The 22994-nt window shown below is 73.7% G+C and carries 15 protein-coding genes and 1 pseudogene; 8 read left to right on the forward strand and 8 right to left on the reverse strand.

Going from position 1 to position 22994, the window contains the following annotated elements; translation table 11 throughout:
• Window positions 1-170: 170 nt before the first annotated feature.
• Both IPL61_36650 and IPL61_36655 read right to left on the reverse strand, forming a co-directional pair.
• On the reverse strand, window positions 171-869 hold the full coding sequence (locus tag IPL61_36650) for a hypothetical protein (protein ID MBK9036723.1): 699 nt from the start codon (window positions 867-869) through the stop codon (window positions 171-173).
• A 124-nt stretch (window positions 870-993) separates the two neighbouring features.
• Window positions 994-1905, reverse strand: a complete 912-nt coding sequence (locus IPL61_36655; GenBank protein ID MBK9036724.1) for an outer membrane protein transport protein — start codon at window positions 1903-1905, stop codon at window positions 994-996.
• A 578-nt stretch (window positions 1906-2483) separates the two neighbouring features.
• On the opposite strand from IPL61_36655, the gene IPL61_36660 reads away from it, so the two are divergent.
• Entirely contained in the window at window positions 2484-3149 is a 666-nt protein-coding gene (locus IPL61_36660; protein ID MBK9036725.1) for a hypothetical protein, read from the forward strand.
• A gap of 363 nt (window positions 3150-3512) precedes the next feature.
• Here IPL61_36660 and IPL61_36665 read toward each other — a convergent pair whose 3' ends face one another.
• On the reverse strand, window positions 3513-6308 hold the full coding sequence (locus IPL61_36665; GenBank protein ID MBK9036726.1) for a hypothetical protein: 2796 nt from the start codon (window positions 6306-6308) through the stop codon (window positions 3513-3515).
• A 78-nt stretch (window positions 6309-6386) separates the two neighbouring features.
• Between IPL61_36665 and IPL61_36670 the strand changes: the two genes are divergently transcribed.
• The 3 genes from IPL61_36670 (at window position 6387) to IPL61_36680 (ending at window position 10081) form a co-directional block, all read left to right on the forward strand.
• Complete coding sequence (locus IPL61_36670; GenBank protein ID MBK9036727.1) at window positions 6387-7025, forward strand: hypothetical protein; 639 nt, start codon at window positions 6387-6389, stop codon at window positions 7023-7025.
• A gap of 174 nt (window positions 7026-7199) precedes the next feature.
• Window positions 7200-9146 (forward strand): hypothetical protein, encoded by a 1947-nt coding sequence (locus IPL61_36675; GenBank protein ID MBK9036728.1) that lies wholly within the window; start codon window positions 7200-7202, stop codon window positions 9144-9146.
• A complete protein-coding gene (locus IPL61_36680) occupies window positions 9143-10081 on the forward strand; it encodes a hypothetical protein (protein MBK9036729.1) in 939 nt (312 codons plus the stop codon). The genes IPL61_36675 and IPL61_36680 overlap by 4 nt, the downstream gene beginning before the upstream one ends.
• 13 nt (window positions 10082-10094) lie before the next feature.
• On the opposite strand, the gene IPL61_36685 is transcribed toward IPL61_36680, so the two are convergent.
• The 5 genes and pseudogenes from IPL61_36685 to IPL61_36705 form a co-directional block, all read right to left on the reverse strand.
• The gene (locus tag IPL61_36685; GenBank protein ID MBK9036730.1) at window positions 10095-10796 is read right to left on the reverse strand and encodes a hypothetical protein; all 702 of its coding nucleotides are present in this window, start codon (window positions 10794-10796) and stop codon (window positions 10095-10097) included.
• Between the two features lie 2 nt (window positions 10797-10798).
• Window positions 10799-11143, reverse strand: coding sequence for a hypothetical protein (locus IPL61_36690; protein ID MBK9036731.1), 345 nt, complete (start codon window positions 11141-11143; stop codon window positions 10799-10801).
• A gap of 50 nt (window positions 11144-11193) precedes the next feature.
• Window positions 11194-12693: a hypothetical protein gene (locus IPL61_36695; protein ID MBK9036732.1), complete on the reverse strand. Its 1500-nt coding sequence runs from the start codon at window positions 12691-12693 to the stop codon at window positions 11194-11196.
• Between the two features lie 76 nt (window positions 12694-12769).
• Window positions 12770-14266, reverse strand: a complete 1497-nt coding sequence (locus tag IPL61_36700; protein MBK9036733.1) for a hypothetical protein — start codon at window positions 14264-14266, stop codon at window positions 12770-12772.
• A gap of 934 nt (window positions 14267-15200) precedes the next feature.
• Window positions 15201-16088, reverse strand: a pseudogene (locus tag IPL61_36705) (protein kinase).
• 265 nt (window positions 16089-16353) lie between these two features.
• Here IPL61_36705 and IPL61_36710 point away from each other — a divergent pair.
• From IPL61_36710 to IPL61_36725, 4 genes are all read left to right on the forward strand, one after another.
• Window positions 16354-18465 (forward strand): elongation factor G, encoded by a 2112-nt coding sequence (locus IPL61_36710; GenBank protein ID MBK9036734.1) that lies wholly within the window; start codon window positions 16354-16356, stop codon window positions 18463-18465.
• A 104-nt stretch (window positions 18466-18569) separates the two neighbouring features.
• Window positions 18570-19196, forward strand: a complete 627-nt coding sequence (locus tag IPL61_36715; protein ID MBK9036735.1) for a hypothetical protein — start codon at window positions 18570-18572, stop codon at window positions 19194-19196.
• 29 nt (window positions 19197-19225) lie between these two features.
• A complete protein-coding gene (locus IPL61_36720; protein ID MBK9036736.1) occupies window positions 19226-20176 on the forward strand; it encodes a hypothetical protein in 951 nt (316 codons plus the stop codon).
• 138 nt (window positions 20177-20314) lie between these two features.
• Window positions 20315-22978 (forward strand): hypothetical protein, encoded by a 2664-nt coding sequence (locus IPL61_36725; GenBank protein MBK9036737.1) that lies wholly within the window; start codon window positions 20315-20317, stop codon window positions 22976-22978.
• Window positions 22979-22994: the final 16 nt, after the last annotated feature.

Genomic DNA, 22994 nt, shown 5'->3' on the forward strand with positions numbered 1-22994 from the left:
CGAGCAGGAGCGCCCGCGGGCGGACCTCGCCGCTCGTCGCCACGGCGCGGTCACCGCCCGAGCAGGAGCGCCCGCGGGCGGACCTCGCCGCTCGTCGTCGCGGCGCGGTCACCGCCCGAGCAGGAGCGCCCGCGGGCGGACCTCGCCGCTCGTCGCCGCGCGCGGCGCGGTCACCGCCCGAGCAGGAGCACGCGCTGGCTGGCGCCGCCGGGCGCGGTGATCCGCAGCGCGTGGTCGCCGGCCGGCATGGTCAGGTGCATGTGGCCGCGGGCGACGTCGGCGTCGCCGCGCATGCCCGCCGCGATCGCGGCGTCGAGCTCGACCAGGTACTGCACGTCGCCGGTCAGCTCGTGCCCGAACGCGCGGCCGGCCACGTCGAGCTGGACCTCGGCCCCGGCCGGCGCCTGGAACGCGCGGTCGGCGCCGATCACCGACAGCTCGGTCATGCCGGCGGCGTCGGCCTCGATGCCGAGGTCGCTGATCGTCGCGACCTCGACCGGCAGGTAGTCGATCTCGTAGCCGGCGCGATCGACGATGATCAGATCGACCCGCCCGGCGCCGGTGCCGAGCACGCGGAACTCCGGCTCCGAGCCGAAGCGATCGGCGCTGAGCACGTCGAGCACCCACGGCGCGCTCGACACCAGGTCGAGGTCAGCGGCGCTGCGGCCGTTGGTGCCGGACAGCCGGATCGTCAGCGCGCCGCCGACGGCGACGCCGTCGCCGAGGTCGCAGCCGAGCTGGCCGCAGTCGTCCGGGGTGAGCTGGACCAGGCCGTTCTTGCCGGTCTCGACCTCGTTCCAGGTGCAGGCGACGAGGGAGGTGAAGGGCAGCGCGGCGAGGAGGAGGGCGAGGCGAGAGAGAGTAGGCATGCCCGTCGATAGAGCAACCGCGATGCCGACCCACGCCCGCCGCCAACCTGCCGGAACTGCTCGCCGCGACCGTGAACGCGCGACGACAGCGAGTGTGCCGCGGCCCGGTGGGCCGCGACGTCGCTCACATCCCGACGCCGACGCCGAGCAGCACGTAGGTCACGGCCTGCGAGTAGTCGCCGGCCATGTCGGGGTTGCGGTTCTTGCCGGTCGGATCGACCGCGCGCGGCGCGGTGGTGCGGTCCATGTAGAACACGTGGCCCAGGGTCGCGGTCGCCGTGACCTTGCCGGTCATGTAGCGCACGCCCAGCTGCGGGATCACCTTGGCCATGTCCATGAGCGCCGGGTCCATCGTCGCGTCGGGCACCGCGTTCGAGTCGTACAGGAGGCCGCCCTTGAGGTGCAGCGCGTCGCTGACCTCGTAGGTGCCGCCGACGCGCACGCCGATCGTGTCCTGCCAGGCCCGCGGGATGTTGACCACGAGCGGGCCCGAGTCGACGACCAGACCGTCGGCGTCGGCGTCGCACGTCGACCCGGGCGCGCCGGGGGTGACGAAGCACTGGTTCTTGAACCTGGACCAGCGCTGCCAGTCGAACGCGGCGTGGAGCACCACGTTGGTGGCCGCGCGCCAGACACCGCCGGCGCGCACGCCGTCGGGCAGCTGCTGGCGCAGCTCGACGTCGATCGCGGTCGGCGCCGAGTCGCCGAACTGGTTCGTGAGCGTGCCGGTGAAGGTCATGTCGCCGAAGCCCGGCTGCGAGTGGTACGACAGGCCGATCCGCGAGCACGGGGTCGGCTTCCACATCACGCCGATCGACGCCGACAGGTCGAGGCTGTCGACCTCGAGCAGGCTGCGGCCCTCGGCGATCGAGCCGTCGGCGCGGACCAGGTCGTCGGTGCCATCGAAGTTGCGGGCGCGCACCAGCGACAGGTTCGACTGCACCAGGTTGAGGCCGCCGCCGACGCTGAACCGGCCGTCGGGCGTCCGCCAGCCGGCCGCGAGCGTGTAGTAGATCGACTTCTGCGCGCCCTCGATCGAGGCCCAGCGCGCCGACGAGTCGACCGCGCCCGGGTAGGTCGCGTCGTTGGCGAACCGGCTCGTCCTTGTCCCACGACGCCTGGCCGCCGAACGGCACGCTCAGCCCGACGCCGATGCCGACGCCCTTGATCAGATCGTTGGTCACGATGCCCAGGAACGGGCTGACCAGCGTGTTGGCGAGCGTGGCCTTGCCGCTGTTGCGATCGACCGCGGCGGTCGGGGTGCCGGCCGCGCCGTCGCGGGCGTTGTCGATCGCGCCGACCGCGCGGTCGTAGTCGACGGTCCGGTAGATGAACAGCCCCTCGACGTAGGCGTGGGTGCCGGTGCTGTGCGCGATCCCGGCCGGGTTGTAGAACAACGCCGTCGGATCCGAGGTCGCGGCGTGGCCGTCCTCGCCGCCGAACCGCGTGGTCGAGAAGCCGCCGGCGTGCGCCACCGCGGGGATCCCGGCGGCGAGCGCGATCAGGACAGTGGACAGACGCGTGACAGATCGCATGGTGGTTCGCCGGCTCGGGGGAAGTAGGCTTGACGTGGGGGGGCTTACGGGATGAAAGTTTGCAGGCATGCTGAAACTCTTGTCAACCCGACGCGCGCGCGCCCTGGTGTTCGCTGTGAGCGTAGTCCCGGTCGTCGCCTGCGTCGATGCGCGCAAGCGGTTCGACGAGTACGACGAGCGCCTCCCGCACATCGACGCCAGCACGATCGACGCGCCGATCGTCGACATGATCCCCGACATCGACGGCGACTGGTTGCTCGCGGTCGACCCGTCGGTGGCGCAGGGCAACCTGGTGCAGATGCGCGTCACCTGGAACATCACCTCCGCGGGCGCGACCGGCACCCTCGACGGCAGCTACCAGCCGCTCAAGACCTTCGCCATCGCCAGCCCCGACGAGCGGGTGCCGGTCGGCGCGCCGGTGGTCGCCAACGGCGTCGCGGTCGACGACACCGCGACCTTCGTCGCCCACCTGGTCGGGACCTTGCCCGGCGACGCCAATCCGGTGTCCGGCACCGAGTACCCGCTCGACGTCAACCTGACCGGCACGATCAGGTCGATGGACTCGGTGTGCGGCACCGCCACCGGCACGGTCGGACCGCTCGACGTCGGCGGCTCAACCTGGGCCGCGGTCCGCATCACGGGCGCGACCCTGCCGACCGCGCTGGGCACGTGCCCGGCCGCGATGGAGCTCGACGCCGGCGTCGACGCCGCGATCGAGCTCGACGCCGGCGTCGACGCGCCGTGAGCTGACCCGCCGCCCGCGCGCCGCCTCGCCCGGTGGCCCCGAAACGCCCGACGGCCGCTCGCACGCGCGGGCGGCCGTTCGTCATTTCGGCGATGGGGCTCGCCGCCGGCGACGACGCGCCGTCCGCGACCCTCCCGCGCGCCGCCTCGCCCGGTGGCCCCGGAAATCGGACGGCCGCTCGCACGCGCGCGCGCGACCGTTCGTCATTTCGGCGATCGAGCTCGACGCCGGCGTCGACCGCCGTCCGCTACCCGCCCGCGCGCCGCCTCGCCCGGTGGCCCCGAAACGACCGACGGCCGCTCGCACGCGCGCGCGGCCGTTCGCGATTTCGGCTGGTGCGGCGCCCGGCGGCGCCGACCGCGGTCACATCGGGGTCAGGGTCCGCGACGTGTTGGCCGTCACCGAGGCCGTGTTGAAGTGGATCTGCTGGCCGAACGTGCCGCCGAGGTTCTCGGCGCCGACGGTGCAGCCGGTGCCGTCGCCGTCGTCGAAGGCGCAGTTCGACAGCTGCATCGGCCCGTAGATGAAGTCGAGCACGCCGTTGGCGTGGATGACCACCTGGAACTGGACCCGCTGCGTCGGCCCCGACTGGTAGACGTTGCCGGTCCACTGGTAGGTCACGGTCTCGGCGCCGACGGTGGCGACGTCCTTGCGGCACAGCGTCACCGAGTCGAGATCCTGCCAGAACGGCGCCAGCACGCCGTTGGGCGCGGTCGCGGTCGGGATCGGCCGGTTCTGGTACGCGCCGAAGGAGACCGAGCCGGTGTCCCACGACATCCAGCCGTTCGCGCCGACCCGGAACGTGGCGGGAACCACCTCGCCGAACAGCGCGAACGTCGCGAACGCCCCCGGCAGGGTCTGGGCGTTGAAGAGCTGATCGTCCTGGCCAGTGCCGAGGGTCGTGCCGCCGACGCAGGCGTCGTCCCACGCCAGCGCGCCGGTCGTGACCACGTAGGGCCGCGGGGCGATCACCGTCGTGGTCTGGGTGACGTCGGTCGGCGTGCCCGCGGTCAGGTTCTCGACCGTCCACGCGACCCAGTTGCCCGGGGCGGCCGTGAGCGTCGCGTTCAGGGTCTCGTCACCACCGACGCCGGCGGCGTCGAAGGTCGCGGTCACGGCCTCGTTCGCGCCCAGGCGGCGGATCCGGACGTCGGCGGCGGCGCTGAGCGGGTGGACGAGCGCGCGGGCGTTGTTGCCGGCGGCGCCGAGCACGATGAAGCGGGCCGGCGTGGTGTCGTCGAGCGCGGTGATCATCTGGGTGGTCGGCGCGCCCGGGGCCTGCGCGCCGAGGTTGACCACGTTCGGACGGTTCCGCACCAGCAGCGAGTAGGTCGGGGCCGCGCCGAGCGCGTCGATGCCGCTCGGGCGCACGCGCACGAGGTAGTCGCGCGTGTCGTTGGCGACGATGCGGCCGAACGGCGCGAACGGCGGCGCCGACGGCTGGGTCGCGGCGAAGGCCGGGTAGAGGTTGCCGGTCGGGATCGTCGTCGGCGCCGCGCCGGTGCGCAGCCAGCCCTCGGCCGCGAGGTCGTAGGTCTCGACGCCGAACGTGTTGGCCGCGCCGAAGTCGGCGACCGCGGTGGCGCCGAACTCGAGCCAGATCGGGTTGGTCAGGTCGAGGGTGTGGAAGCTGTTGCCGTTGACCAACGCCTGGCCGGTGACCTCGGTGCCGAGGGTGATCGGCGAGCTGGCCTGGGCCGCGATCGTCGCGGTGATCGTGTAGGTGCCGCCGGGCGCGGTCGCCGCCGGGTTCTGGGTCACGAAGTAGTAGCGGCCCGGCGCCAGGAACTTGACGAACTCGCCGTCGAAGCTGGTGCGCCCGGCGCCGCCGAACGCGTCGATCGTGGCGACGGTGTCGAACGCGCCCGCGGGCGTGAACAGGTCGCGGCGCACGATCGTCATGTCGACCGCCACCGACGAGGTCAGCGCGAACCGCACGAGCCCGGCGGTCGCGACGTCGAAGTAGCGGTAGTTCAGATCGACGTAGGCCGCGGCCGGGTGGGCGCCGGTCTGCTCGGTGACGGTGATCATGCCGCCGGTGGTCGGCAGCCCCGGCGCGTCGATCGCGAACGAGTCGATCGTGTACGCCTGCGGCGTGACGCCGTAGTTGTACTCGGGGTCGACGATGATCGTGACGACGTCGCCGCTGTCGAGCCCGCCGACCGTGTCGAACGGCGGCGTCGTGCTGGCCTGCGCGGGGGCGTTGTGGAGCGCGGTGCCGCGCAGCGCCACGAACGCCGGCTGCAGCGCCGGGCCGGCGCCGTTGAGCGTGACGTCGAGGATGTCGCCGGCGCCGTCGGCGGTGAAGGTGTAGAGCTTGACCTTGCCGGCGTCAGTGCCGGCCTGGCTCGGGATGGTCAGCGCGGTCGCGGCCGGCGTGGCCACGTGCTTGACGGTCGCGAAGTAGCAGGTGTCGGCGGTGCCGGCGCCGGCCTGCCCCAGGAACAGGGACCGGGCGTCGGTCACGAACAGCGCGTAGCGCCCGGCGGCGGGCAGGTAGATCTCGCGCTTGGCGGTGTCGCCGGTGAGGTTGATGCCGAGGCGCTGCCAGGTGTCGAGCGCCGCCGGGTGGGCGGCGTCGGCGCTGACCACGACGAAGCCGGCCGACAGGCCGCCGATGCCGTCGGTGGTGACCTCGAGGACCATCGGGCCCGAGGCGTTGACGAGCCAGGTGTCGTAGTCGGCGTCGAGGTTGCCGTCGCCGTCGGCGTCCTCGGTCGCGGTGACGCAGCCGTAGAACGTGGTCGACTGGTCGAGGGCCGGGGTCGCGAACGAGCCGGCGACGTTCATGTCGCCGGGGCCGTTGGGCTCGGCCGCCTCGACGTGGTCGGCGGCGCCCATCAGCAGCTGGTCGTCCGGGATGCACTCGCCGTCGACGAGCGTGGTGCCGTCGACGCACGCGGCCGGGTCGATGACGCAGGTGCCGGTCGGGGCGTCGAAGACCGTGCCCTGCTGGCAGACCACGGTGCCGTCGGGCACGCACGTGGTGCCCATCAGCACGGTGCCGGTGGCACACGTCGTCGGCGTGGCGACGCAGACGCCGTCGACCTCGGTCGTGCCGGTGCCGCAGGTAGCGCCGCTGTCGCCGCAGCCAGGCGTGGTGACGCCGACCGCGGCGGCCAGACCGCTCAGGAGTAGAAATGCGCGCATTCGCTTCATGGCCGCGACCCTCGCCCATGCCCGCGGTGAGCGTCAACCGCGGGTGACCGAACTCGCCCGTCGTGGTATGGGCTCGGCATGCGCGCCGGGCCGATCGTGATCGGACTCACTGTCGTGGTCGCCGGTGGTGGGCTGTACCTGTATCGCGCGATCGGCGCCGGCGCCGCGTCCCCGCCCGCGCTGACGACCGCGCCGACGACCGCGCCGACGACCGCGCCCGCGATCGCGCGCGGCCCCGATCACCCGCTCACACGGTCGCCGCGCCCGCGCACCGACGACACCGCGGCGGGGGAGCGCGCCGAGCTCGCGACCCGCACCGCGACGACCGACGCCGCGCCGCTGGCGCCGGGCCAGCCCGGGCCGCGCGTCGATCTACGCCGCGCGGCGCCTGCACCCGGCCTGGCCGAGCCGACCGTGCGCGCGACGGGACAGCTCGACCACGCGACCGAGCCGCCGCTGTCCGACGAGGCCCTCACCGCGCTGCACGAGGCGCGGGCATCGTTCCGCACCGGCGACTTCGTCGGCAGTCGCAGCCTGGCCCGCAAGATCCTCGCGGCGGCGCCCGGCAACTCGGCGGCGCGGCGGCTCGCGGTGTCCGCGTCGTGCCAGCTCGGAGACGCTGAGTCGGCCCGCGCCGACGCCGAGACGCTGTCGCGCAACGAGCGCGCCGCGGTGCTCCGGTACTGCGCCTCGGTCAAGATCCCGCTCGATCCGTGACCGCGCGGCGGGCGCGGCGCCCCGGGCGGCACGGGCACGACGGACGCGGACGGGCACACTGTGATCCTGACCGGCAGGGCCCGACCACTCGAATTCCTGAGGCGGCGCCGGCGTAACCACTCGAAGCCACGGGCGCGCGCCGCTGGCGTGCCGCTTGCTCCTCGCCCGGCCGCGATGCGAGCGAGCCTGTCCCTGGCGACCGCGCTGACCGCGCTGACCGCGCTGACCGCGTGTGACGCCCCAGCGCCGGTCTGCGACGACAGCGGGCCCCTGCCGGCCCGCGAGCACCTGGCCTGCGCGGCCGAGTTCATGGCTCAGGCGGCGCGCCCGCTCGACGCGGCGCTGCCGGGCGCGTTCACGGTCAAGACCATCATCGATCGCGAGGACGACGACCGCGCCTACTTCCTCGACACCAACGCCTACCCGCTGCACCGGCCGTTCGCGGTCGCGCACCTCGGGTTCCCCGCGGCGCTGCCGTTCGTCGATCAGTACTTCACGCCGGGCCGCCGGTTCTTGCTCGGCTCGATCACGTACTACGAGGAGCCCGACGTCTGGGCCTACGAGCTGGCGCCCTACGACACCGCCTCGGTCGAGCTGATCGCGACCGAGTTCGATCGGCTCGTCGACGCCAGCTTCCTCGGCGGTCGCCTGCGCTTCCACCCGAGCTCGCGCGAGCAAGAGGCGCGCGCCGCCGAGCTGCCGGCCCGGATCGGCGTGGTCACCACCGACGCGCTGTGGGCCGGCATCAGCTACCAGGCGCTCAACCTGGGCGAGACCTACGCCCGGGTCCGCATCGTCGACGCCGCCGCCCTGGCCACGACCTACGTCAGCCCGCGCGAGCTGGTCGTGCTCGACCGCGTGCCCGACGACCTGACCGTCGTCGCCGGCACGATCACCGAGGAGCACCAGACCCCGCTGTCGCACGTGAACGTGCTGGCGCGCCAGCGCGGCACGCCCAACATGGCGCTGGCCGACGCCCAGACCCGGCTGGCCGCCTACGACGGTCGCTGGGTGCGCCTGACCGTGGGCGCGTTCGACTGGGCGCTGGTCGAGGTCACCGCCGACCTTGCCGACCGCTGGTTCGCCGACCACCGGCCGCCGCCCGCGCAGATCCCCGCGCCCGACTACAGCAGCGGCGCGATCGTCGACCTCGACGACGTCGGCGTGGCCGACGTGGCGCGCGTCGGCGGCAAGGCCGCCAACTACGGCGCGCTGCGCGACCTCGCGACGATCCGCGTGCGCGACGGCGTCGCCATCCCGGTGGCGCGCTACCACGACTTCCTGGTGGCCCACGGCTTCGACGCGCGCATCGACGCGATGCTGGCCGACCCCGGCTTCCGCGCCGACGCCGCGACCCGCAAGGCCATGCTGGCCGCGCTCCAGGCCGACCTGCGCGCGGCGCCGCTCGACGCCGGGTTCCTGGCCGAGCTGACCGCCCGGCTCGAGGCCGAGTCCCCCGGCGTCCGCTGGAAGTTCCGGTCGTCGACCAACGCCGAGGATCTGGCCCGGCACACCGGCGCCGGGCTCTACCAGTCGAGCGCCGGCGCGGTCGGCGATCCCGCGCGGCCGATCGACGCTGCGGTCAAGGCGGTCTGGGCCAGCGTCTGGGGCTTCCGCGCGTTCGAGGAGCGCGACTACGCGGGCATCGATCACCGCGAGGTCGCGATGGCGGTGCTGGTGGTGCCGGCCTACACCGACGAGCGCGCCAACGGCGTGGCCATCACCGCCAACGTCTTCGATCCCGGCGGCGACGGCGAGGACGGCTTCTACGTCAACGCGCAGCTCGCCGACGCCAGCGTCGTGTCGCCGCCGCCCGGCGTCACCGCCGACCAGCTGCTCTACTACTTCTTCCACGGCAACCAGCCGGCCACGTACTACACGCACTCGAACCTGATCGCGCCGGGGACGACGGTCCTGACCCGGGCCGAGCTGTTCGACCTGGGCCAGGCCCTGGCCGCGATCCGCGCGCACTTCGCGGGCAGCTACGCCCCGCCGGTCGGGTTCGCGCGCCTGCCGATGGACGTCGAGTGGAAGCTCGTCGACGGCGCCGCCGGGCGCGAGATCTGGATCAAGCAGGCCCGCCCGTTCCCGGGGCTGGCCGCCGAGCAGGAGCCGCCATGACCGCGCACCACCACACCCGCACCCTCGCGCGCGCGCTCGCGCTCGTCGCGCTGACCAGCGCCGCCTGCGGCGATCACGCGTCGCCGGCGGACGTCGACGCCGCGGTCGACGCGCCGCCCGGCCCCGACGGCGGCGTCGGCGGGCCGGTCCTCGGTACGGTGCGCGTGCTCGAGGATCGCTGGATCAACCCCGACGACGGCGCGGTCACGCCGTTCGCCAACGTCCTCGCGTACTACTTCGACGGACCGACGCTGCGCTGGCACAAGGAGGTCGCCCGAGCTGGCGCGTGCGTGCTCAAGACCTTCACGCCGGCGTCGTGCGACCCGGGCTGCGCCGACAGCGTCTGCGTCGACACCGACGTGTGCCAGCGCGCGCCGCGGTTCCACGGCGCCGGCCTGCTCACGATCACCGGCGGGGTCGCGCCGCTCACGCTCACCGGCCCGGCCGGCTACTACCAGCCGATGACCCAGCTCGCCCCCGAGCTGTTCGCCGACGACGCGACCGTGACCGCGACCCTGGCCGGGGACGCGGTGCCGGCCCACGCGCTGGCCGCGCGCGGCGTGCCGGCCCTGGTGGCGACGCTCGGCGATCGCGTCACGCTCACGCCCGGGGAGGATCACACCGTGCGCTGGACCCCGGCCGCGGGCGACGCGCGGGTGCGGCTCACGATCAACGCCAACAACGTCGGCCACGGCGCGCCCTACGCCGCGATCATCGAGTGCGACGTCGCCGACAGCGCCGGCGAGATCACGATCGCCGCGGCGCTGGTCGACGCCTTCCCCCCCACCAACGCCTGGACGGTCTGCGCCGGCAGCGACTGCCCGCCGTCGACCTTGCGCCGCTACCACCAGGCCGTGGTGGCGATCCCGGGCGGCGACGCCGAGCTGACCGTCGGGTCGCAGCTCACGTTCGGGGTCGATCACCTCGCGCCGTAGCCGCGGCCCGCGGTCACAGCGCCTGCAGACCCCAGGGCGGCGACGCGTTGACCAGGAACCCGGCCCGACAGGTGATCGTGACCGGCCGGAACGTCACGCCCGGCTTGGTCGCGGTCAGCGTGTACACGCCCACCGGCACCTGCAGGAACACGACGCCGCCGTCGTCGCTGGTCTCGGTCAGCCCGCGCTGGGGCAGGACCGACGAGTTGAAGTAGATCGGGCCCTCGCCCGCCAGCGGCGGATCCATCGTCACCGTCGCGCCGGCCTCGCCGTGGGCGCCCTCGTCGTAGAGCGACTTGCCGACCCGGGTCACGGTCGTCACCACCTGACACCGGGTCGGATCCGGCGTCACGCCGAGCATGTCGGCGAGGTTGGTGTAGATCGCCTCGTGGACGACCTGGAACGTCACGCGCTCGATCGGCGCGGCGCCGACGGTGAAGGTCCCGGTCTGGATCGGGTGGTGATCCGGGAACGCCAGCGCGAACGTGGCCACGTCGCCGGCGGCGAACCCGTCGAACGCGAAGTGGCCGTCGGCGGCGGTGATCACCTGCCGGGTCGGATCCTCGACCAGCGTGACGGTGCCGCCCACGACCCGGCCGTCGGTGCCGGCGTTGAACACGAACGCGTCGCCCGAGATGGCCACGCCGCCGTCGCCGTCACCGCAGGCGCCGACGAGCATCAGGGCCGCGGCCGCGGCGATCATCGAGGTCCGCATGATCAGGTCTTCGAGACCGCGAAGCCGGTGATGCAGCGGTACTGCTTGCCCTTGACCTCGTTGACGACGTACTCGAGGGTGACGTTGTACTCGGACCGGAACGACGCGAACAGCAGCTGGACGTTCGACGGCGACACCTCGCGGTTGCCGCACTGGGCGCCGCCCCACCGGTAGTTGGTGGTGGCCTTGTCGATGTCGAGCCAGACCGCGCCGTGGAAGAGCTTGTAGTTCTTGTCACCGGGCTCGAGCACCATGAGCTGAGCGATCGAGCTGGTGTTCGAGGTGTCCGCGGCCGCGACCGCTGGGACCGCGAGCGCGGCGAGGACGACGAGGGCTGGCAGGCGCATCACCGCGAGGGTAGCGCGATCCTGGCCCCGGCGACACCGCGCCGCGCGGGTCAGCGCTTGCGTCGACGACGCGCGATCACGAGCCCGATCAGCCCGCCCAGGCCCAGGTTGACCACCAGCGGCGCGCCGCTGCTGCCGTCGACGCTGCAGCAGCCGCCGTCGTCGCCGGGGCCGCCGTCGGGCGCACACACGCCGGCCTCGCCCGGGCCCGCGCCGCACGAGAAGCCGTCCGGGCACAGGTCGTTGGGCGGGCCCTGGCACGCCTGCGTGCAGATCAGGTCGCCGGTGCCGGCGTCGCCGCACAGCAGCGACAGGCACTGCTGGTCGAACTCGCAGCCGCCGCCGAGCGCGACCGTCGGCGGATCCCACAGGCACTTGCCGGCGTCGCAGCGCTGACCGCCCAGACAGGTGGCCTCGCTGGTGCACGGCGCGCCCCGGGTCACCGTGATCGCCTGCTCGGCGCACACGTCGATGTCATCGCACGCGCGCACCTTCAGCTCCATCACGCCGTCGGGCACCTCGGTCGGCAGCGCGATCTGGTAGACGGTGCCCGCGGTGCCGGGCTTCTCGACCCACTTCCAGCCGTTGACGTAGAGCTCGACCCGCTTGAGGCCGCGCTGGCTCGACGCGGTCACGAACACCGAGTTGCCGGCCGGGAAGGTGGCGCCGTCGGCGGGCTGGTCGATGCGGAGCGTCGGCTCCAGCTGCGGGCCGGTGCCCTGGCCGAACACCGCCAGGATCTTGCCGTGCGAGTTCTGGGCGACGCCGCCGCACACGCACGGCCGCTCGGCGTTCTCGCCGCACGGCGCCGGCTTGTTGCGGAAGTACTTCTGGCCGCAGGTGGGGATGTACGTGAGCGCGTCGGTGCAGTCGAACTCGTGGTCGAGGCCCCACGAGTGCGCGGTCTCCTGCGCCACCGTCCAGCACAGGTTCTGCGCGATCGTCAGGCCGGCGATGCCGGTGTGGTCGTTCGCGAAGTTGAACGAGATCGCGTTGTCCTTGGGCGCGCAGAACCCGGCGCCCAGCTCGGCCTGCCCGAGGATGCCGTCGGCGAGCATCGCCTCGCGCGAGAACCCGGCGACGATCGCCTCGTGGTGGGCGGCCGGGCTCGGGTCGGTCTCGACGATCTGCACGTTGTAGGGCGCGTAGACATCCTTGAGGCAGGTCAGGAACTCGTCCCAGACCGGCTGCCCGTACGCGAACTCCGACAGCATGAACTGGCTGCCGGTCGGGATGTCGCCGCCGATCCACGTCGAGTTGTTGAGCGAGCTCGAGTTGGGGAACGCGCTCTTGGTGATCCGGCAGCCGCCGACGCAGCGGTTGACGTAGATGATGTTCGACACCACCGCGTGCTCGGCCGGGGGCGGCTGCGGCGGCGACCCCGGCGGCGGCACCGCGAAGCCGCGGCGGACCGACGGGTCGAGCACGGTCCAGTCGGCGGCGTGCGGGCCGACGACGGCCGACGCGGGGTCACCCGTGGGTGGAGCAGCCTGCGCGGCGACGGGCGCGAGCAGGGCGACGGCGGTCACGAACCAGGCGACGCGGATCATAGATGGCGGCAATACTACAGGTCGGCCGCCGTGAGAACGGCGAAGATCGCTGACGCCAGCTGTCACGCGGCGGCGGTCACGCGGCGGCGGCGACGCGGCGGCGGCGACGGCGCGCGATCAGCAGCCCGACCACCGCGCCGAGGCCGAGCGCCCCGCCCATCGCGCCGCGCCCGCCGCCGTCGACCGAGCAGCAGCCGCCGTCGCCCTCGCCGCCCGCGCCCTCGGGGACGCACAGGCCGGCCTCGCCGGGGCCCGCCGCGCAGGCGAACCCGTCCGGGCACAGGTCGTTGGGCGGCCCCTGGCACGCCTCGGTGCAGGTCAGCCCGCCGGTGCCGGCGTCGCCGCACAGCCGCGACAGGCACTGCTGGTCGAACTCGCAGGTGCCGCCGAGGTCGACCGTGGGCGGATCCCACAGGCACGCGCCGGCGTCGCAGCGCTGGCCGCCCAGGCAGGTGTCGGCGGTCGTGCACGGCGCGCCGCGGGTCACGGTGACCGTCTGCTCGGCGCACACGTCGATGTCGTCGCACGCGCGGATCCGCAGCGCCATCACGCCATCGGGGACCTCGTCGGGGAGCGTGACCTGGTGGGTCGAGTTGGTGGTGGCGGGCTGATCGACCCAGGGCCAGCCGTTGACGTCGACCAGGATCTTCTTGAGCCCGCGGGTGCTCGCGGCCGCCACCCGGATCGCGGTGCCGCGCGGGAACGACGCGCCCTCGGTCGGCTGCAGCACCTGCAGGGTCGGCATCACCTGCGGGCCGGTGCCCTGGCCGAACACCGCCAGGATCTTGCCGTGCGAGTTCTGGGTGTTGCCGCCGCACACGCACGCGCGGTTGGCGACGGTGCCGCACGGCGCGTTGACGTTGCGGAAGAACTTCGGGCCGCAGCCGAACATGTAGGTGAGCGAGTCGCGGCACTCCATGACGTGGTCGAGGCCCCACGAGTGCGCGGTCTCCTGGGCCACGGTCCAGCACAGGTTCTGGGCCAGCGAGATGCCGCCGACCGCCGCGTGGCTGTTGGCGAAGTTGAGCGAGATCGCGTTGTCCTTGGGCGCGCAGAACCCGGCGCCCAGCTCGGCGATGCCGAGGGCGTCGGTGCGGAAGCCCTCCTCGCTGGTGCCCGCGACGATCGCCTCGTGGTGGGGGGCCGGGCTGGGATCGGTCTCGACGATCTGCACGTCGTAGGGCGCGTAGATGTCCTTCATGCACTGCACGAACTCGGCCCAGACCGTCGGCCCGTGAGCGAACTCCGAGAACGCGTACTGGCTGCCGACCGGGATGTCGCCGCCGATCCAGGTCGAGTTGTTGAGCGAGCTCGAGTTCGGGAAGTTGGTCTTGGTGATCCGACAGCCACCGACGCAGCGGTTCAGGTACAGGATGTTCGAGATCGCGGCGGCGTGCGCGGGCGGCTCGGGCATGACCGCGCCCGGCGGCGGCAGCTGGTAGCCGCGCGCCAGCGCGGGATCGAGCACGCTCCAGTTCGCCGCGGCGGGGCGATCGTCGGTCGGGGGCGCGGCGCGGCCCACGGCGGGCACGAGCAGGGCGGCGGCGGTCGCGAACCAGGCGAGGCGGATCATGGACCTCCGCAATACTACAGATCGCGCTGACGGCGCGCGGGGAAGATCACGCCGGCCCGTGATCGATCAACGGCGACGCCGGCTCGCTCGCGACGTCGCCCACGGTCACGGTCAGCTCGCCGCCGCCGAACCGGCACTCGAGCGTGAACACCGTCATCAGGTCGCCGCGCGGCAGCGTCACCCGCCGGGCCGCCGCCGCCACGCACTCGCGCAGCGCGACGTCCTCCTGGCCGCTGGGGACCGCCTCGCGCGGGTGGCCGTCGGGGTGGGCGCGGACCCGCAGCGCGATCCGGCCGGTGTCGTTCTGGGTCCGCTCGCCCCACTCGACGAAGCAGCCCAGCAGATCGGCGTGGATCGGGACGACGTGATCGCGGATCTCCGCGGTGGTGAGGCCGGGCCTCACGACCACCGGGCGGGTCGGGCGGGTCGGCGTGGGGATCTTGGCCGCGACGACCTCGAGCTGCTGCTCGAGCACCTTGATGCGCTCGTTGCGCGCGGCGACCTCCTCGACCAGCGTCTCGACCCGCGCACGATCGCGGGCCACGTCCTGGATCTGCGCCACGAGGTCCTCGCGCTCGCGCCGCAGCACGCTGATCTCGTGCTGCAGCTCGACGACCACGGCCGGATCGATCCGGGGCGGCGCCGAGCGGATGCTGACGACGGTGGCCGCGGCCGCGCCGCCGAGCACCAGCGCCGCGGCGCCGGCGATCGCCAGGTAGCGCCGGCGCGGCGGCCGCAGCGCGTGCTCGAGGTCGACCAGCAGCGCCGACATCGACGCGAACCGCCGCGCCGGCACCGGGTCGAGCCCGCGCGCCAGCACCGCGACCAGCGCGGCCGGCGCGCCCTTGCTGCGGCCCTTGCCCTCGGGCGGCGGCCGCATCCGAGCGCTGTCCTCGAGCATCTTGGCCGCGGTGTCGCCGACGATCGGGTGGGCGCCGTACACCGCCTCGTAGAGCGCCACGCAGAAGCTGAACTGGTCGGCCGCCGCCGAGATGTCCTTGCCGGCCAGCTGCTCGGGCGCCATGTAGCGCGGCGTGCCCATGACCGCGCCGGTCGCGGTCAGCGTGACCCGCAGCGCTGCCATCGCCGGCGCCGGCTGGCCGTCGCCGTCCTCGCCGCCGGTGACCAGCGATCGGGCCAGGCCGAAGTCGGTGACGCGGACCCGGGCGTCGGCGCCGACCAGCACGTTGTCGGGCTTGAAGTCGCGGTGGAGCAGCCCGACCGCGTGGGCGGCGGCCAGGCCGCGGCCGGCGTCGGCGAACATCTCGATCACGTCGCGCCACGACCGCTCCCAGCGCTGCAGCCAGTGGGTCAGCGTGTCGCCCTCGACGAACTCCATCGCGATGTAGACGTCGCCGGTCGTGGCCGTGCCGACGTCGTAGACCGCGACCACGTGCGGGTGGCTGAGCTGGGCGATGGCCTGGGCCTCGCGCACCAGCCGGGCCTTGGCCTCGCCCTCGCCCAGGCCCATGCCGGTGCGCAGGAGCTTCAGCGCGACCCGGCGATCGAGCTGCGGGTCGTAGGCCGCGAAGACCACGCCCATGCCGCCGGCGCCGATCCGCCGCAGCACGACGTAGCGCCCGATCGTGTCGCCGACCGCGACCACCGGATCGATCGGCCGGCGCGGCTCGCTGCCGCGGCGGGCGTCGGTCGACGCCAGCGCCAGGTCCCGGGCGCCGCGCTTGCCCAGGGCCGGGCGCACCGGCGTCGCCAGATCGCTGTCGTGGTCGCCGGGCGCCGGGGCCAGCGCCGCGACCAGGGTCCGGCAGTCGCGACAGGTGGCGAGGTGGGCCTCGACCGTGGCCACCGCCAGCGCGGGCATCTCGCCGGTCGCGAACTCGACCGCCGTGTTGTCGTCGAGGCAACCCACGTCGTCAGCGTACCAGAGCCTGGGCTTGTTCCCAATAAAATCAGGCATCTGGTCAGTGCTCAGGGGGCAACGGGGCCCCCCTTCAGGGCGGTCCCCCGTCCGATCAGACACCGCGAGATGTCACTGGTTTCGCTTGACCCTGCGCGGGCCAAACGGTAGCTATCGCGCGCCCGCAGGCCCGTGCGCGCGCCGCGCCCCGCCTCGGCAGGAGAACTCCGTGATCACCGACCTCTCGAAAGTCCGCAACATCGGCATCTCGGCCCACATCGACAGTGGCAAGACCACGCTGACCGAGCGCATCCTCTTCTATACAAAGCGGATCCACGCGATCCACGAGGTCAAGGGCAAGGACGGCGTCGGCGCGAAGATGGACTCGATGGAGCTCGAGCGCGAGCGCGGCATCACGATCCAGTCGGCCGCGACCTACTGCACCTGGGGCGGCAGCTCGCCTCGGGTCGGGATGAAGTCCTACCACGTCAACATCATCGACACCCCCGGCCACGTCGACTTCACGGTCGAGGTCGAGCGCTCGCTGCGCGTGCTCGACGGCGCCATCATGGTGCTGTGCGGCGTCGCCGGCGTGCAGTCGCAGTCGTACACGGTCGACCGCCAGATGCGCCGGTACAACGTGCCGCGCATCGCGTTCGTCAACAAGCTCGACCGCTCGGGCGCGAACCCGTTCCGCGTGCGCGATCAGCTCAAGGAGAAGCTGCGCCTGCACCCGGTCATGATCCAGGCGCCGATCGGCCTCGAGGACAAGCTCGAGGGCGTCGTCGACCTGATCGAGATGGTCGCGATCCGCTTCTTCGGCGACAACGGCAACCAGATCGAGTACTCGGCCATCCCCGACGACATGAAGGAGCAGTGCGACAAGCTCCGCGAGGAGATGCTCGACCAGCTCTCCATGGTCAACGACGAGCTGACCGAGGCGATGCTCGAGGACAAGGTCACGCCCGAGCTGATCCGCAAGGCGCTGCGCGAGTCGACGATCGCGCTCAAGTGCACGCCGGTCATGATGGGATCGGCGCTCGGCAACAAGGGCGTCCAGATCCTCCTCGACGGCGTCGCGCAGTACCTGCCCGACCCGACCGAGGTCCCGAACATCGCGCTCGACCTCGACCAGGGCGAGGCGCCCCAGACGCTGGCGTCGGATCCGACCAAGCCGCTGGTGCTCTTGGCGTTCAAGCTCGAGGACGGTCGCTACGGCCAGCTCACGTACATCCGCGTGTACCAGGGCAAGCTCGAGAAGGACGACTTCATCACGAACGTCCGCACGGGCAAGAAGGTCAAGGTCGGCCGCCTGGTGCGCATGCACTCGGACGACAAGGAAGACATCGTCGACACCTCGGCCGGCGACATCTGCGCGCTGTTCGGCATCGACTGCAACTCGGGCGACACCTTCACCGACGGCACCGTCAACGTGGCGATGACCTCGATGTTCGTGCCCAAGCCGGTCATCTCGGTCGCGATCCGGGCCAAGGACTCCGGCGCCGAGATCAACATGTCGAAGGCGCTCAACCGGTTCACCAAGGAAGACCCGACCTTCCAGTGCTACGTCGACGCCGAGTCGAACGAGACCATCATCGCCGGCATGGGCGAGCTGCACCTCGACGTCTACATCGAGCGCATGAAGCGCGAGTACAAGGCCGAGGTCGTCACCAGCCCGCCCCAGGTCGCGTACCGCGAGACCATCGGCGCCAAGGTCGAGTTCAACTACACCCACAAGAAGCAGACCGGCGGCTCGGGCCAGTACGGCCGCGTGGCCGGCTACGCCGAGCCGTTCGACGGCGACTTCGAGTTCAGCGACGAGATCAAGGGCGGCGCCATCCCGCGCGAGTTCATCCCGTCGTGCGAGAAGGGCTTCAAGTCGATGATGGCCAAGAGCCCGCGCCTGGGCGTGCCGGTCGTCGGCATCCGGGTCGCGATCGACGACGGCCAGTCGCACGCGGTCGACTCGTCGGACATCGCGTTCCAGGAAGCCGCCCGCGGCGCCTTCCGCGACTTCTTCCAGCGCGCCAAGCCCCGCATCCTCGAGCCGATCATGAAGGTCGCGCTCGAGGGCCCGGCCGAGTTCTCGGGCAACATGCTGTCGCTGATCATGCAGCGCCGCGGCATCGTCGTGCAGTCGGGCGAGGAGGAGGGCGGCGTCAAGGTCGAGGCCGAGGTGCCGCTGGCCGAGATGTTCGGGTTCTCGACCCCGCTGCGGTCGGCGACCCAGGGCAAGGCCGAGTTCACGATGGAGTTCGCCAAGTACTCCGACGTCCCGTCGAACATCGGCGAGGAGCTGCTGGCCAAGGCCGCCAAGGCCAAGGCCGACGCCAAGAAGTGATCACCCGGCCGGTGTGATCGCGACGGCCCGGGCGGCGACGCTCGGGCCGTGTTGCGTTTCGGCGCGGTTGCAGCCGCGGGCGCGGCGCGCGGATATTTTCCGAGATGCCCCGCCCCGCCGCCGCCGCGCGCGCGCTCGTCGCGTTGGTCCTGATCGCCACGCCGCCGCTCGCGCTCGCGCTGCCCGGGCCCGACCCGACCGCGCCCAGGCGGCCGACCATCGGTCGGACGGCGCCGCGCCCGCAGGCCGCCGGCGACCACACCAGGGACGACCCCGAGCAGGCCGAGCCCGCCCTCGCCGTCGACGTCGTCGGGTTCGGCGGCGTCGGCGCGTACCGCTCGCCCCTGGCCGACCGCCAGCCGATGGTGCTCGGCGTCGCGGGGACGCTCGGCTTCCACCTCGCCGGCCAGCTCACCGTCGGGCTGCGCCTGGCCGGCACCCGGCTCACCACCGACCCCGCCGCGATGCCGCGCACCGAGACGTTCGGGCTCGGCGCGCTCGCGGTCGACTACCGGGTGCGGCCCCGCCTGTGGCTCGGCGGCGGCCTCGGCCTCGCGCTGTTGCGCGCCGACGCCAACGAGATCGCGACCGGCCTGACCGCCCGCGCGGCGTTGGACGTGTGGCGGGCCGCGCCGGTGACGGTGCGGGTCAACATCGACGGCGTGCTCGGCCTGTTCGACGACCGCAGGTTCGCGATGGCCGTGGCGGGGCTCGGGGTGCAGTACCGCTGAGCCGACGGCGCGGGTGTACGCTGCGCGCGATGGCGTTCGACGCTGCGCGCTTGCACCCGACGCTGGTGGCCCAGGTGCCGTTCGGCGCGCGCTGGGCGACGCTGACCGAGCCGGCCCCGGGCGCGACCGTCGACGTGGGCGACGTCGGCGTCCGGCTGGCGATGTACCGGCGGCTGATCGAGGCCACCAACCCGCGCGGCGCGCTGGGCGCGCACGACGAGCTGCACCCGCTGTGGGGCTACGCCGCGCAGCTCGCGTGGCAGCAGCGCAGCGGCCGGCTCGGCGCCGACGGCGACGCGATCGCGCCGACGAGCTGGTGGGGCGGCTGCAACTACGCGCTGTCGGTGGTGCCGTACTGGTCGGCGATGCAGGCCGGGCTCGTGCCGCGGCTGGTGTTCCCCGATCCCGACCACTTCTACCTGATGGCGACCGACAGCTGGCGGCGCGCGCTCGTGATGATGGTCGACTACGTCCGCGACGCCGACCTCGAGTGGCTGCGGCTGGAGGTCTGGCGCGCGCACCTGCACGCGATCGACGCGGCCGAGCGCGCTAACGTCGAGCGCGCCTACGCGCTGCCGGCGACCGAGCGCCGGTTCGCCCGCGGCTGGGTGCGGATGGTCGCGCTGTTCGGGGCCGCGGCCTGGCGCACCGACCTCGCGCGCATCGCCGGCCCCGGCGGCGGCGCGCTGCCGTCGCGGATGCTGCGCGAGCGCGACGACCTCGCCGATCTGCCGCGGGCCGAGCGCGCGCCCGCGCGGCAGGTGATCGCGGTGGGCGACCGCACGCCGTGGCGCTGGGCCGTCGAGCTGCGCGTGTGGCAGCGGCTGATGCGCGAGCGGCCCGAGCGCGACGACGCCGCCGCGATCCTCGCCGGGCTGTTCGGCCACGGCGACGGCGTCTGGTCGACGCGGCTCCGGGCCGCGCGCGCGGCGCTGGCCGCGACGCCGCCGCGGATCCCGCCGCCGAAGGACGCGACCTGAGCGTCGGCGGGCTCGTCGCCGAACGTCGGCCCTCGTGCCGCGGCCGGCGCCACCTCCGGATTCGGATCCCGGACGCGCGCGGTCGATTCTCGGCCGACGCCCGTCACACGCGCCGCGAGCTGATCTCTACTCGAGGACATGGACGCCCTCGCGCAGCTCGCGACCCTGGCCGCCTGGCAGGCCCTGCCCGACGACGATCGCGCCACCGCCCTGACGGCGCTGGCCGAGCAGCTCGGCGCCGGCTGGCGCGCTGGCCGCGTGCGCGTCGGGCGCCAGGGCCTCGGCGAGCTGGTCCACGAGGGCGTCGGCGTCGGCTTCGTCGCGGTGCCGGGCGGCTGGCTGCGCATGGGCCTGTCGTGCGACGACCTGTTCGTCGCGTCGGCCGCGCGCGCGGACGGCGGCGCCAAGCAGACCTGGGGCCGCCAGCCGGCCGCGGCCCGGCCGACCCGCTGGGTGCGCGTGCGCCCGCACCTGGTCGCGATCGCGGGGCTCCCGCCCGAGGGCGCCGCCAAGGGCAGCGACGGCGGCCACGCCAGCAAGACCTACCGCGACGCGGTCGACGCGCAGCTCGAGGAGCGCGCCGACGGCCCCAGCGCCCAGGACCTGGTCGACGCCTACGACGGCACCAGCGCGCCCGCGGACGGCGGCGGCGAGCCGGCCATGCGCATCGTCACGCCCGATCAGGTCGCCGCGCTGATCCCGCCGGGGTTCCGGCTGATCAGCGAGGCCGAGCTCGAGTGGGCGTTCCGCGAGGGCGGCGCGACCCGGTGGATCGGCGTGGCGCCCGGCGAGGTCGTCACGGCCGCCAACCGGCGCACGCTCCTGCTCGGCGATCTGGTCAACGGCTTCGGCCTGCTCGGCTTCCGCGATCTGCAGAACCTGTGCGCCGACGGCGCGGTCAACTACGATCCCGAGTCGCCGATCGATCAGGACGCGCGCGCCACCGATCGCGACGCCCGCATCGCGCGCTGGGCCCACACGTTCTGGCAGAGCGACGACGAGGAGATGCTGGGCGTGCTGGCCGGCGGCCGGGCCGCGCCCGACGAGTTCGGCGAGAGCATCCTGCGGCTGGCGTGCGATCTACCCGGCGCGGCCGGACCCGCGGGCGATCCGCCCGAGCCGCTGGCCGAGCACGCCCAGACGCTGGCCGGGCTGCGCGGCGACGCCCGCGCCCAGGGCGACGCGCTGTCGGCGCTGGGCTACCTGGCGCGCGGCCCCGGCGACGACGTCGCCGCGACCGTCGAGGCCGTGCTGCCGCTCCTGCCCGAGGTCGCGGTCGACACCCGCGTCGACCTGCTGATCTGGCTGGCCGACGTCCAGACCGGCGGCCACCGCGACCAGACCGTGGCGCCGCCCGAGCGCCGGCGCCGCGACGCGCTACGCGAGGACCGGGCCGCGGTGCGCGCCGCGGTGGCCGCGGCCAGCGACGAGCTCGCGCAGCTGCTCGACGATCCCGAGCCGCGGGTGCGCTCGGCCGCGGCGCTGGCGCTGACCTTCTGCGTCGACGCGTCGGCGACCGCCAAGGCCGCGCTGGGCGCGCGCCTGGGCCGCGAGCCCGAGGTCGGCGTGCAGGCCGGGCTCATCCTCGCGCTGATCCGCCTGGGCGCCGGCTTCCGCGCGCCCGCGCCCGAGCCGCTCATCCGCGCGGCGCTGACGATCGCCACCGCCCTCGAAGGCCCGCCCAACCTGCCCGAGCTGATCGCCGCGATGAAGCTGCCGTCGGAGCCGCTGCTCGCCTACAACTTCGGCGATCTCGGCGCGGTCGCGGTCGGCCTGATGCGCACGTTCGAGCCCGAGGTGCAGCACGAGCTCGCGCCCGACGTCGCCGCGTGGGCGGCCGAGTCCGCCGACGCGCAGCTGGCCGCGGTCGCGCTCGAGCTGGCGTTCGGGCCGAGCCCGAAGACGCCGACGCCGCCGCGGCTGCTCGAGGACCTCACGCGCGCCGAGCGCCAGGTCCTGAGCCGGCTGGCCGACGCGACCTGCGCCGCGCGCCTCGGGTGGCGCGACCACGGCCTGCCGCTGACGATGACCGGCCGCCGGCGCTACCTCGGCCTCGACGAGCCGGGCCCCAGCGATCGGTTCGTGCCGCACGGCGACAGCGAGGCGCCGCTGTGGCACGTGCTGCGCACGATCACTGCCGCCGAGGGCCCCAAGGCCGGGGCCGCCGCCGCCCTCGCGTTGACCTCGAGCTGGTCGGCCGGCGACCGCCTCGCGGTGTTCCTCGACCGCCACGCCCACGGCATCGGCGGGATGTTCAACGGCTGGAAGCTCGACGAGCTCCTGGCCGCGGCCGCCGCCGACCCCGAGGCCCAGGCCGCGATCGACGCGGTCGCGGCGCTGCCAGCGAGCGAGCCCCGCGGCGGCGACTTCGTGCGGGCGCTGGCCGCGACGCGCCCCGGGCCGCTGGCGCCCGAGCTGCTGCGCGAGGTGCCGGCCGGGGAGTTCGGCGACGACGCCGACGTGCTGCGTGCGTTCGCGCCGGCGGTGATCGAGGCCCACGCGCTCACGCTGGTCGCGCCGGTGCTGGCCCGGGCCCTGGCCGCGGACACGTGGGTGACCGGCATCCACAAGGACCTCGCGCGCTGGGCCGGCGCGCTCGCCGTCGCGCCGTCGCCGCGCCTGGCCCGCCAGCTGTTGCTCCTGGGGTGGGCCTCCGGTCAGCCTGCGGCGGTCCGCGCCGCGGTCGGCGAGGCCGCCGGCGCCGAGGCCGCGCTCGCGCCGCTGCTCGAGGAGTTCGATCTGCTGCCGCAGTTCACCAGCTGGCCGCGCGCCCGCGAGGTCTTGCCGACCTACGCCCTGTAGTTGCAGGCGCGCTCGC

It is taken from the genome of Myxococcales bacterium (genome assembly GCA_016717005.1).
GTDB lineage: Bacteria > Myxococcota_A > Polyangia > Haliangiales > Haliangiaceae > UBA2376.